General features: G+C 61.5%; 15 protein-coding genes and 2 pseudogenes. 9 read left to right on the top strand and 8 right to left on the bottom strand.

Annotation, left to right across the window (positions count from 1 at the left end; translation table 11 throughout):
* The 3 genes and pseudogenes from EOA33_RS11780 to EOA33_RS11770 form a co-directional block, all read left to right on the top strand.
* Positions 1-227, top strand: a pseudogene (locus EOA33_RS11780) (glycosyltransferase); the annotation flags it as partial.
* On the top strand, positions 202-894 hold the full coding sequence (locus EOA33_RS11775; protein ID WP_127405692.1) for a class I SAM-dependent methyltransferase: 693 nt from the start codon (positions 202-204) through the stop codon (positions 892-894). The pseudogene EOA33_RS11780 and the gene EOA33_RS11775, both read left to right, overlap by 26 nt.
* Complete coding sequence (locus EOA33_RS11770) at positions 872-1318, top strand: GtrA family protein (RefSeq protein WP_127405691.1); 447 nt, start codon at positions 872-874, stop codon at positions 1316-1318. The genes EOA33_RS11775 and EOA33_RS11770 overlap by 23 nt, the downstream gene beginning before the upstream one ends.
* A 17-nt stretch (positions 1319-1335) precedes the next feature.
* Here the strand turns inward: EOA33_RS11770 and EOA33_RS11765 are convergent, their stop codons facing one another.
* Positions 1336-1959 carry a hypothetical protein gene (locus tag EOA33_RS11765; protein WP_127405690.1) on the bottom strand — a complete coding sequence of 208 codons (624 nt, stop codon included), beginning with the start codon at positions 1957-1959 and terminating at the stop codon, positions 1336-1338.
* Positions 1946-3109 (bottom strand): hypothetical protein, encoded by a 1164-nt coding sequence (locus tag EOA33_RS11760; protein ID WP_126056285.1) that lies wholly within the window; start codon positions 3107-3109, stop codon positions 1946-1948. The genes EOA33_RS11765 and EOA33_RS11760 overlap by 14 nt, the downstream gene beginning before the upstream one ends.
* Positions 3110-3309: 200 nt before the next feature.
* On the opposite strand from EOA33_RS11760, the gene EOA33_RS11755 reads away from it, so the two are divergent.
* The 4 genes from EOA33_RS11755 to EOA33_RS40435 all read left to right on the top strand — a co-directional run bounded on the left by EOA33_RS11755 (position 3310) and on the right by EOA33_RS40435 (position 6211).
* Positions 3310-3885 (top strand): inorganic diphosphatase, encoded by a 576-nt coding sequence (locus EOA33_RS11755; RefSeq protein ID WP_245482309.1) that lies wholly within the window; start codon positions 3310-3312, stop codon positions 3883-3885.
* A 165-nt stretch (positions 3886-4050) separates the two neighbouring features.
* Positions 4051-4965 carry a hypothetical protein gene (locus EOA33_RS11750; protein ID WP_126056283.1) on the top strand — a complete coding sequence of 305 codons (915 nt, stop codon included), beginning with the start codon at positions 4051-4053 and terminating at the stop codon, positions 4963-4965.
* A gap of 49 nt (positions 4966-5014) precedes the next feature.
* The gene (locus EOA33_RS11745) at positions 5015-5446 is read left to right on the top strand and encodes a hypothetical protein (protein ID WP_126056282.1); all 432 of its coding nucleotides are present in this window, start codon (positions 5015-5017) and stop codon (positions 5444-5446) included.
* 432 nt (positions 5447-5878) lie between these two features.
* Complete coding sequence (locus EOA33_RS40435) at positions 5879-6211, top strand: alpha-ketoglutarate-dependent dioxygenase AlkB (RefSeq protein ID WP_128333664.1); 333 nt, start codon at positions 5879-5881, stop codon at positions 6209-6211.
* 41 nt (positions 6212-6252) lie between these two features.
* Here the strand turns inward: EOA33_RS40435 and EOA33_RS11735 are convergent, their stop codons facing one another.
* From EOA33_RS11735 to EOA33_RS11715, 6 genes and pseudogenes are all read right to left on the bottom strand, one after another.
* Complete coding sequence (locus EOA33_RS11735; RefSeq protein ID WP_127405688.1) at positions 6253-7266, bottom strand: ATP-dependent DNA ligase; 1014 nt, start codon at positions 7264-7266, stop codon at positions 6253-6255.
* On the bottom strand, positions 7260-7610 hold the full coding sequence (locus EOA33_RS11730) for a GFA family protein (RefSeq protein ID WP_245455590.1): 351 nt from the start codon (positions 7608-7610) through the stop codon (positions 7260-7262). Before EOA33_RS11730 ends, EOA33_RS11735 begins: the two co-directional genes overlap by 7 nt.
* Positions 7611-7843: 233 nt before the next feature.
* Positions 7844-8023 carry a hypothetical protein gene (locus EOA33_RS41505; protein WP_348628231.1) on the bottom strand — a complete coding sequence of 60 codons (180 nt, stop codon included), beginning with the start codon at positions 8021-8023 and terminating at the stop codon, positions 7844-7846.
* Complete coding sequence (locus EOA33_RS41500; protein ID WP_348628230.1) at positions 8020-8169, bottom strand: hypothetical protein; 150 nt, start codon at positions 8167-8169, stop codon at positions 8020-8022. The genes EOA33_RS41505 and EOA33_RS41500 overlap by 4 nt, the downstream gene beginning before the upstream one ends.
* A gap of 116 nt (positions 8170-8285) precedes the next feature.
* Positions 8286-8603, bottom strand: coding sequence for a YMGG-like glycine zipper-containing protein (locus EOA33_RS11720; RefSeq protein ID WP_126056279.1), 318 nt, complete (start codon positions 8601-8603; stop codon positions 8286-8288).
* A 211-nt stretch (positions 8604-8814) separates the two neighbouring features.
* A pseudogene (locus EOA33_RS11715) lies at positions 8815-9015 on the bottom strand (type II toxin-antitoxin system HicB family antitoxin); the annotation flags it as partial.
* Positions 9016-9143: 128 nt separating this feature from the next.
* On the opposite strand from EOA33_RS11715, the gene EOA33_RS11710 reads away from it, so the two are divergent.
* Positions 9144-10706 (top strand): recombinase family protein, encoded by a 1563-nt coding sequence (locus EOA33_RS11710; RefSeq protein WP_127405687.1) that lies wholly within the window; start codon positions 9144-9146, stop codon positions 10704-10706.
* The coding region (locus EOA33_RS11705) for a plasmid partitioning protein RepB C-terminal domain-containing protein (protein WP_127405686.1) at positions 10703-11299 on the top strand (597 nt) is incomplete at its 3' end. The genes EOA33_RS11710 and EOA33_RS11705, both read left to right, overlap by 4 nt.

Raw genomic sequence — 11299 nt, 5'->3', positions numbered from 1 at the left:
TGGTGATAGTGTCGCTGCTCTGCGGCATCAATCTTTTCATGACGGGCGTGGTCGGGCTTTACGTCGGCAGCATCCATGCCGAGGTCAAACGCCGACCCCTCTACGTGATTGAAAGGCTGACCGGCTTTAATCGCTCGGTGCGCGTCGCCTCGGGCGAGCGGCGGGCATCGTTTCGCAAGGCAGAGAACCGGGTTCCCGCTGATGTCCGAACACTTCGACAGCTATGACGCCAGCTACGGCGAGGTGGTTGAAGGCTCGATCCGGTTCTCCGGCCTACAGCATGACTTCTTCCTCGCCGCCAAGGCCGACCTTTTGCGGCGCCTGGTCGGCGAGCGGTGCCTTCGCCAGGGCGGCGCGGACGTGCGCGGGCTCGATGTGGGCTGCGGTGTCGGCGCGCTCCATCCCTATCTCGATGGCGCCTTTGATCGTCTTGACGGCTGCGACGTCTCGCAGAAATCGCTCGCGCGTGCCCGCCGCGACAACCCGCATATCGCCTACACCGCCTGCACCACGGATCGCCTGCCTTACCAAGACGGCGCCTTCGACCTGGCCTTCGCCAGTTGCGTCGTCCACCACGTGCCGCCCGCTTCTCGGCCCAATTTTTTCCATGAGATGAGGCGTGTCCTGCGGCAGGGCGGCGTCGCCTGCATCATCGAGCACAATCCCTACAATCCGCTGACGCGTATCGCAGTGTTCCGCTGCCCGTTCGACGAGGACGCCGTTTTGCTTGGCGCGGGCGAGGCGGCACGGCTGCTTCGAGACGCGGGGTTCAGGTATATCCGGTCCGAGCATTTCCTGCTTCTGCCTTCAGCAAGACCCTTTGCCAGGAAGGTCGAGCGTGCGCTCGCCGCCCTGCCGCTCGGAGCGCAGTATGCGTGTGTCGCTTATGCCTGAGCACCGTTTCACCGCCGGCGTGAAATTCCTGGCGCGCTTCGGATCGGTCGGCATCGCCGCGACGATTCTTTACGCCGTCCTGGCCGCGGTCTTCGCCCGGGCGGACAGGATCGGCTTCACGCCGGTGCAGGCCTCGCTCGCCGCTTATGCTGCGGCGGCGCTGTTTTCCTACCTGGCGCACAAGTCCTTCAGCTTCATGTCGGCCGGACCGCATCGCTCGGAAGCGCCACGTTTCCTGCTGCTGTCCGCGACCGGCCTTGGCGTCGCCTATGCTGCGCCCACGCTCTTCACGGTGATGCTCGGCCTGCCGCTTTTCGTCCCCATCCTGCTGACCTGCCTGATCATCCCGGCGCTCAATCTTATCGCGCTCGACCGCTGGGTCTTTGCCGGGCGGGAAGCCGACCGACGGGGCGACCCGTCCTGAGTGAATGTCGCTTGCGCCTAAAGCGCATCCAGCCGAAACGAGATCAGCTTGATCGACCGATTGTATATGTTGCTTGCCGCCGGGCTCTGCGCGATGCCGTCGGGATAGTCGAAGAACAATTCCAGCCTGCCTGTGTCGGCCAGGGCTGCCTGGGGAATGACGAAAGCTACCGTCATCGGTGCCGCGCCCGAAACTGTCGCCTGATGCAGCCTTACGCCATTTGCCGAGATGACGACCCTCTGTGTGAGTTGGGGAGGACGCTTGACTGCGGCCATCTGCAGCGTTGCCAGAAGACCGCCACGGACGGGCGGCAGCGCCAGGCGAAGGCGAGAGGTCTCGCCCAGCGAATGGGTGCCGTCCGCCACCGGGCCCGACCAGCCGCAAACCCTCATATCCGCCGTCTGTCTGGCGCCATCGGATCGGAACGATATCGTTCGGCCGGGCGCATAGCTGCCGATGGCATTGCGGTTGAGGCACGTTGTCGTGCGGTCGATGTAATAGGCGTGATAGTCGTCGCTGACGTCGGGACTGAGGGCAAGCGCGAGGATGGCGAACTCGGACAAGGCAAGGGCGACCGCTAGGCCGTAGCCGCCAAGCGACACAGCGGACCTAGGGGAACGCAGCGCTTCAGACAAGGGCAAGATAGCCTCCGATCCACGCCACCGTCATGAAGTAGCAGGCGGCGAGGAACAGCGCCAAGGCCGCGACGAAGGTCAGCTTCGATCCTGACAGCAAGACGGCTACCAGCATCGTCAGCGGCGCGAGCCCGACGACGTATCTGACCATCGAAGCCAGGTTCGTGGTCAAGGGCAAGATGATGCTAACCGCGCAGAAAAGGGCCGCGCCATATTGCCTGCGAGCCCCGAGCACCAAGCACAGCGCCAGGCCAGCCGTTGCCGTCATTGCGCTCCATTGCGGCGCCGTCGGCAGCCAGTCGGCATTCGGGTGGTAGGACAGGCCGTCCCATAGAAACAGCAGCGGATTGCCCGCCACGCGCCCGAAGGCACGCTGTACGTGGAGGAAGGCAAAGCCGTCCCCGACCGTGAGATAGAGAAAGAGCATATAGGCGAACAAACCGGCGGGCGAGATGAAGATGGCGACCAGAAGATCCGGCCGGCCGAGCAGCCAGCGGGGAAAGGCGACGATAGAACCCCCCTTCGCGCGATACTCCTCGAACAAGTGAATGACAGTGGCGAACACGGCGAGCACACCAACGAGCCGCGTTGCCGATAGGAGCGCCGTGGCCACGCCGGCGGCGAGATGGTTTGAGCGCTTGAGCGCCAAGAAGACGCACGAGGTAAGCAGGACAAAGAGCGGTTCGGTGAGGAAAGTGGTGAAATGGAAAGAGAACGGGCCGCTGAGCAGGAAGGCGCAGTAGAGCACATAGGCGCGCATGTTCTTCCCCAGGAGCGGCCACGCTACGAGGCAAGCTGCGTAGCTCAACGCCTGCGACGTGATCGTCGCGATCAGGATCGTAGGGAAGGGCAGGATGGATCGGATCGCCGCGACCAGGAGCGGATAGAGCGGGAAGAAGCCCCAGCGCCCGACATTGCTTCCGTTCGCAATTGGGAAGCGCTCATAGCCCTTCTCGGAAATGTCTATATACCAGGAGCAGTCCCACCGGCAGAGCGCCTTGGCATAGGCCGCAAAGCCAGACTCCGCCGACACCGAGGCAAAGGCGGCATAGCGAATGGCAAGGCCGCTCAGGGCGAACAGCAGGGGCACCGCCACCACCGTGACTATCATGACGCGAATGCCGATATTCGCACGCGCCGCACCTTCAAGCGCCATGTCTCCACCCGTTCGCGTTGGCCCGGCAGCCGCGGTATTCGGTAAAAAGCGACTCCTGGAATTTTGGTTCCGCGGCAGCACGCAGCCGGCTCGACGATGACGACGCACCCTTCAACCCGCTCGGCGCCTGGGCGCATTCGCCCCAACGACGCGGAACTGCGGCTGTCCTTCGCGCTGCCCTTCGGAACATTCGTCGCATCTTGAAGTTCCATCCGGAGCGAACCAGCGCGATAGGCATCGCAATGCCCGATTATCTGAGGCTGCCGACCACAACGAAGGGGCTTGTCAGAGTGGTGATTGAAACCCCGCGTGGCGCGGAGGCGAAGATTGCCTACGATCGCGCAACCCGGACCTTCGGTTATGTCCGCCCCTTACCGGTCGGGATGACTTATCCCTACGACTGGGGTTTTATCCCTTCGACCTTGGGCGATGATGGCGATCCCCTCGACGGGCTGGTCATCCACCAGGCGGCTTCCGCTCCTGGCATCGTCATCAAATGCGACCTGTTGGGTGCATTGCGTGTCAAGCAGAAGGACTCCGGTGGCGAGGCCTTGCGCAACGACCGCTATGTCTTCTGTCCCCATAGAGAAGATGCTGCCGATGAGCCGGTTGCGACCGATCGTGTGCCAGATGACCTGCGGCGCGAAATCGAGCAGTTCTTTCTGTCGTCCGTGCTGGGGACGGGCAAGACCATCAAGTTCAAGGGATGGCAGAATGCCGACGAGGCTCGCAGGGCGATCAAGAAGGGCATGAAGGCCTTTGCCGCCTGTAAATGACCCAGCTTACTGCCAACGGAACAGAAGACCTGCAGCGACATTGTTAGTTCATCACATACTAACGCACAGGAGGCTTCCATGGGTCGCGGTATCTTGCTCTGGCTGCTCGGCATTCCCATTCCGATCATCATACTCATCATGCTGTTTGCGCGGTAGGAGGCTCAGATGCAGGCAACACTTGTGACTGCCGAGGCCTCTGCACCGACAGAATCCTCATCTTCAGCAGTGAACTGGGGGCCAATCATTGCCGGCGCCTTTGCCGCTTCGACCCTGACAGTCATGCTCCTATTGTTGGGCTCCGGCCTTGGGCTGAGCATGGTTTCGCCATGGTCCGCTGCTGGCGCGTCGGCCACGACATTTGCTGTGTCCACCGCAGTCTGGCTGGTGGTTGTGCAATGGCTTTCATCTGGCGTCGGTGGATATCTCACGGGTCGGTTGCGCACCAAATGGGTGGGGATTCATACCGATGAAACCTACTTCCGTGACACAGCTCACGGTTTCCTTGCCTGGGCACTCGCCACGCTTCTTGTTGCGGGAGTTCTTGGCTCAGCGCTTTCGGCGGCATTGGGTTCTGGAGTGCAGGCAGTTTCGACGGTGGCCGCGGGCGCCGCGACCGGGGCTTCGGCCGGTGCCGCAAGCAAGGACAGCTCAGCATTTGACAGCACGTCCTACTATGTGGATGCCTTATTCCGCCCCGCCGACCTGACCAAGCTCGTCGACGCCAATCCGCAGAACGAAGCTGCAGCGACCGCGCAGGCGTCGCGCATCCTGCTCGCCTCTGCTGCGAACGGCGGCGAACTTGCGGCTGACGACAGCGCCTATCTGACGCAACTCGTGGCCGCCCGCACCGGGCTTCCGCAGGCCGATGCCAAGGCTCGGGTAGATGCAATGATGGCCAAGGTGAAGGACGCAAAGATCAAGGCCCAGCAGGCGGCCGACACAGCCAGGAAAGCCGGCGCCTCCTTCGCCCTTCTTGGCGCCCTGTCCATGGTGGTGGGCGCCTTTATTGCCAGCGTCGCAGCGGCGCTAGGCGGACGACAGCGTGACGATGAGGAGGCCACTTATTTGGCCGACCGATAGGCTTGTCGCGAAAACCCCTTGGGTGATGCTCGATCAACAGGAGCTAATTATGAAACACCAGACCCTCGCACAACTGCAGGCGATCGCCGACGTCAAGCCGCTGGCGCAGAGCCCCGTTATGACCCGGAGGCAACGGATCGAGCGTTGGGCGGAGCTGCTCGAGCGGCATCCCGGCCGATGCCTGGGCGCGCTTGCTGGCACCGAACGCCTGCGCCTGGACGCCCGCCAGGCCGCACGAGCCGATGGATCGCCAATTTCGGTTGCCTTGGAAGATCCGCTGCTGAAAGCCGCGGGACTTAGGAACGACACCTATGGAGAGGCCCTTCGCTTCTTCGAGCTCAGCGATTGGCAATTGCACGAAATCGTCTGCAGCTGTCATGTCGGCGCCACCATGCAAAGCAAATGGGCCGCCGCCAGGGTGCGCAGGACCGTCAATGGCAGCCGTTTCCTGGCTTGGTTGAGGACCGTCCTCCTGCACTGAGTACTGCGGGCGTCTTGCCATTCAGGCGGCAACCGAAAGGGCAGGGCGGCCAGGCAAGGCCGCCGACTGCAAACCATGACGCCTTGGCCTCCACGGCACGGGGAACGTTAGTATGCGGATCCGCCGCATCGTAGGCCTTGCGCTCAGGGAGCAGTTTCACCAGCTATTGTGCATGCCATTTCTAAAATCCAAAATGAATGTTGACCAGCCCGACCTGTTCGCTGCAGCCGATGACCTGCCAGAAGGGTTTCGCTATCAGGGGAACCTTCGCGGCGGATGAAGAAACGGACCTGCTGCGCCACCTTGAGAGGCTCCCCTTCCAGCCTTCGATTTCCACGGCCACCTGGCAAATCGGCAGGTGATCGGTTTCGGCCTGCGCTACGACTACGATCGGCGCGGTGGTCGAGGCGCCCCCGAGACCAGATTTCTTTGATGACGCTAAGGCGCAAAGTCGCTACTTTCGTCGGGTTGCCGGAAAGCGCTTTCGAACAGGTTCTGATCAACGAGTATCGATCGGGCGCAGGCATCGGCTGGCATCGCGACAAGCCGCATTTCGAGACGGTGGCCGGCGTATCCCTTCTTGCTCCCTGCAGCTTCCGACTCCGGCGCAAGAACGGCACGAAATGGGACCGCAAGACAATCATTGTCGAGCCGCGGTCGGCTTACCTCTTGAGCGGCCCGGCGCGCGATGAATGGGAGCACAGCATCCCGCCCCTGACCGAACACCGCTATTCGATTACTTTGCGAACCTTGCGCAAAAAGTGAATGCGCGATGGCAGACAACAATCGTCGCGATTGCTAGGCCACTACTCCATCTGCTCGAACGTGCACTGGCGCGGCACCTTGTCGGGCCGCCAGCGCAAAAGCCTGGTTCCGTGGCGGAAGCGGTTGCTGGTGATATGGTCGAAGCGCACCTCGACGACCAGTTCCGGCCGCACCGGCTCCCATTCGCCGCTGCGTTCCGTGCTCCAGCGGCTTGGCCCACCCGGCGCCTTGCCTGTGAAGCCGGGTCCGCCGCGCAATTCCTCCAGCTTCACGGTGACCGCCAACCGCTCTTCATTGCTGATGGTCGAGGTGAACCCGACATGGTCGAGCAAGCCATTGTCGTTATAGAGGCCCAGCAGCAGCGACCCGACCTGGCGCTTGCGGTTCAGGTAGCGGAACCCGCCAACCACGCAGTCGGCGGTGCGCAGCCGCTTGACCTTGACCATCGCACGCTCGCCTGGCCGATAGGGCTCGTCCAGCATCTTGGCGACGACCCCGTCGGTCGACCCGCGGCCAGCACCCTGCAGCCACTTGTTGGCGTTGGCGATACTCGTGGTTGCCGACGAAAGTCGCAGCGCCTCATTCTCCGCCCTGGCGACAAAATCTTCGGTTGCCGCGCGTCGTTCCCGCAACGGCAGTTCGAGAACGATCTTGCCTCCGGGCGCGGCAAGGGTATCGAAGAGGACTATCCGCGCAGGCGTTTGTCTGCTCAGCGTCCGGATACGGCTCTCTGCCGGGTGAAGCCGCATCTGCAGCGCGTCAAACGATGCGCGTCCTTCGATCTCGATTATGATCTCGCCGTCCACAACGAAATCCCGTGCTTCGAGCTCGCCCAGAAGCGCCGTCAGTTCGGGAAAATAGCGGCCAAGCGGCTTGCCGGATTTCGCCCTGAGATCGACCGCCTTTCTTCCTTTGAAGGCAAGGCAGCGAAAGCCATCCCACTTGGGCTCATACTGCCAGATGCCGCTGCCCTCGGGCAGCGTGTCGGCGGTCCGGGCTTCCATCGGCGGCGTGTCCAGAGTGAGCGGAAACTCATGATCGGATTCCGCTACCATCGCTCTTCCGTGTCGTGATGCGGCAAGTCGATGCCACAGCAAACCCAGGCAAGCCGCTGCGAGGATCCGTAATTGTATTGCGGTTCCAGACCTTCAGGATCGTCAAAGGTTCCGACATGCAGAGCGACTTCGTCCTCGGCGGCGGCGTAGGAAAGGGTCAAGGGAGAACCGCATGCTCGGCAGAATCCCCTCCGGGCGATGGGTGAAGATACGCGATAGGCAGGCTCCTCGCTGAGCCATGACAGGTTGGAGGAGGACGTCCAGGCCAACACGGCGAAGGCGCTTCCGGTCGCGCGGCGGCACATGTCACAGTGACAGTAGTGAACGCGCGGATCGCCGGTCACTCGATAACGGATCCTGCCGCAGAGACATCCCCCTGTTCGTTCGACGGCGGCGGTCCGGGAGGCGATCTCGACTGTGTCCATCTCGCTTGAACGTTCGAACGGAAATGTGGTTTCCGTCCTACGGCCACATCGAGACCCATTCGATTGTGATGTTGGCGATGGAATCGGAAAGTATCCCCCAAGAAGTAGCCGAGCTTTCAATGTCCAGGGGCCGAAGGATGCGGGTGGAGCACCTACAAATCTCCACCGCCCCCCGGCCGCTGCACATGCTCCAGCACCTGGTCGGCGATAACGACGGAGAATTGCTCGTCGGTGCGGTGCTGGCAGATATCGATGTCGGGGAAGTCGACCGAGCGATAGTTCAGGCACATCACTGTCCAACAGCGATTCCAGCCCGGCGAGATCTCGATCACGTCGGAGGCCTTGCTGTTGCCAGCCTCGAGAAAGCGCTGAGCGCCTCGATCTGGCGGATGCGCAGCCAGCGGCTGTCGTAGCCGATCAGCCGGTTCACCGCTTGCTTGCTTCGGTTTTTCAGGGTGCCGGCAAGGCTTGTCGTCATACCTTCTCCGGAGGTCCCGCCGCCAGACTCCTTCTACATCGAGAACCGTACAAATGAATGGCGCTACGAGGAGGCCAGCGCCCAAAACGCCGGCCTCCCCAGCCAAGTGTCTGGGATCAATAGTCGCCGTTGTAGTACCGGTCGTCGCAGGGCGCGGTGTAGATGCGGCCGTAGCGATCCTGGTAGCGGCAAAGCTGCTCGCCGCGGCGCTGCGGCGTCGTGGCCGAGCCGACGACCGCGCCGAGCAGCGCGCCGCCGGCCGCGCCGATGACCGTGCTCTTGGTGTTGCCGCCGATCGCCTGGCCGACCAGCGCGCCGCCGGCGCCGCCGACCAGCGCGCCGGTGGTGGCCCGCTGCTGGCTTTCGGTCTGCGTCTCGCAGCCGGCAAGGGCCGCGGTTATGAGCACGGCCAGAATAGCCTTCTTGATGATCATCTCTAGAACTCCTCTGAAGCGCCCCAGAGACTGAAATTGGGGGCGAATGGTTGCCAGTTGCTGGCGCATTGCGGCGGAACGTAGGCGGTGTTCCTCACGAAGTAAGACATGGTTTCTCGGCTCTTGAGGATCGTGGTCGCCAAACCGCAAACGCCCTGCGCGAACAGCACGATAACGTTTCGACTTGATTCAGGTTGCGAAAGCGCAAGGCCGCCTCGGTCCGCATCGCCATTTTCGCAGCGGCAGTCAGAAAGCCGGAGCGACTGCAACCATGACGTTCCGCATATTGGTTGATCTGGTGGAGGACATCCTCCGGCATGGTGACGTTGACCCGCACGTCTGGAAAGTCCGGGAAGGATACGCCGAAGTCGCTGTCCGCTTCCTTGTGGATCAGTCCGATGTAGTGCCGCAAATCCTCCGCGCCTGAGTCGATGCTCCTCGAAAGAAGTGAGGAATTCGACATAAAATGGACCGTTATTCCTAACCAAGCCGCATGTCGCCAATTGCTAGACTGAAGTATCGGTACGACGGCGCGAGGCGATGAACAAGGGTGCAGCGACTGGCGGCCCTCCTTCGGGGAGGCGACGTATTCGCGCGGCGCAATATCTGCGTATGTCAACCGACCGGCAAACTTACTCCATTGAAAATCAGAGGGATGCTATCGAGGTCTATGCCGACCTCATGGGTTACGACATTGTCGCCACCTATGAGGACGCCGGCAGAAGCGGCCTGAACATTGAAAGACGGCCGGGGCTGCGCCGGCTGTTGGAGGATGTTGAAAACGGGCAAGCGGATTTCGAAACGGTCGTCGTGTACGATGTCAGCCGCTGGGGGCGCTTTCAGAACATAGATGAAAGCGCTTCGTATGAATACCGATGCCAAATGGCCGGCGTGCGGATCGAGTACTGCGCCGAGCAGTTTGCGAATGACGGCAGCGTCGGATCCGATGTGCTGAAAGCCATCAAACGCAGCATGGCCGCCGAGCTGAGCCGGATGCTCTCGCAGAAGACCTTCATCGGTCAAACCCGAGCGGTCAAGATGGGCTTTCGCGGCGGCGGTTACGCTGGCTATGGTTTGCGGCGCCTGCTCGTCGATGCTGCAGGAAAGCCGAAAGCAGTCCTCAAGCGCAATGAATGGAAGGCCCTGGCGTCCGACCGTGTCATCCTTGTGCCCGGACCCGAAGCGGAAATCGCGACGGTGCGCTGGATCTTCAAGCAGTTTGTGAAGGGCAGGCTTGAAGTCCAAATCGCGAGAGATTTGAACGAGCGCGGCATCGTCACGGACCTGGACCGGCTGTGGACGACCGCGTCCGTGCGCTCGATCCTGACCAATGAGAAGTACATCGGCAACAATGTCTGGAACCGGACGTCCGAAAGGCTGCATACCAGAAGGGTGAAGAATCCACCCAGTGCATGGATTCGTGCGGACAACGTGTCGGTGCCGCTGATAAGCCAAAAGCTTTTCGAGCGTGCCCGAGCCGTTGCAAAGACGCGTGCGACCCGTATCAGCAACGTTCAGTTGCTAGCCGACCTTTCCAAGCTTCTAAATGAACGAGGATCGCTCTCGGGCTCAATTATCAACGCGACGCCCGGCCTTTCGACGAAAAGCATGTACATCCATCGCTTCGGAACGCTGCAGGCGGCTTACGACCTGGTTGGATATGAGGCGTCGGCGAACTACCGCTACTTCAACGTCATAACCCAGCTTCATCGGCGACGGCTTGAAATCATTCAGGATCTTGTGGCGGCAATCGGCCACGCCGGAGGCGTGGCCGATTACGACTCCAATGCCAAGCTTGTGAGGGTCAATGAGGAATTCACTATCGCCATGTGGATCGCCCGCTGCCGGCCCTCGCCTTACGGATACTCTCACTGGCCATTCCGCAAGCGCCGGCTGTTGGGGGGTGACGTTTCGGTGCTGATCCGGGTGCTGCCCGATAATGCAACGGTTCGCGATTATTTCATTGCGCCGGCCTGGGAAGCCGAGCAGGCACCGCCCATGCTTTCCCCAAACAACGGCGTGCGCCTTGACGCCTTCCTATTCCCGTCTCTGGCGCCGTTGGTCGAATTGGCAAAACGGGCACCCATCGGAAGAGCAGCATGACGCAAGCTGAAGCCTCTCCCATCTTGAAGAGCAGCCGACATGCAATTCATCTAACGGGCGATTTGCGCGAGCCGGCCAGGACGCTGAAGAAGTACCCGTTTGTTAAGACGTATAGAAAGCTGACCGATCGAATGCGGTGCTTCATTGGCGAGGCGAAAGCGTTGCGGGAGCGGCTAGATATCGTTGTGCAAGCATTCCGCCAGTTGCTGGCCGTTGACATGTTTCGAGACCTGCTGAAGTCGGAAGGTTTCGTGCTGATGCCAGCGACACTGGCGGATAGAATTGTGGGCCTGACTGCCCCCATCGCCGAAGCGAAACCGAACCAAAGCGAAACGACGAGCAAGCAGCTTATCGGAGGAATTTGCCCGGAAGTCCTTGAGCTTTTGCAGGATTGCGTCGTTCCGCCAAAAATGTTCGGCCTGCTGCGCCAGGTCGTGCCAAGCCGGCAGATCGAGATCGCCCAACTCATGGTTGCGCTGGAAAGGGTAAAGCTCAATACCGCAAGGGTTTTCATCGCCCTCACGCCGCAGTCACAGCTTGCGGACCCTTCGACGCCGCGATGGCAGTTCGCTGGCATTGATGCCGTACGGTTG

Source organism: Mesorhizobium sp. M4A.F.Ca.ET.050.02.1.1, assembly GCF_003997725.1.
Taxonomy (GTDB): domain Bacteria; phylum Pseudomonadota; class Alphaproteobacteria; order Rhizobiales; family Rhizobiaceae; genus Mesorhizobium.
The sequence above is the reverse complement of the archived record's forward strand: the minus strand, read 5'-3'. Positions and strand labels throughout refer to the sequence as shown.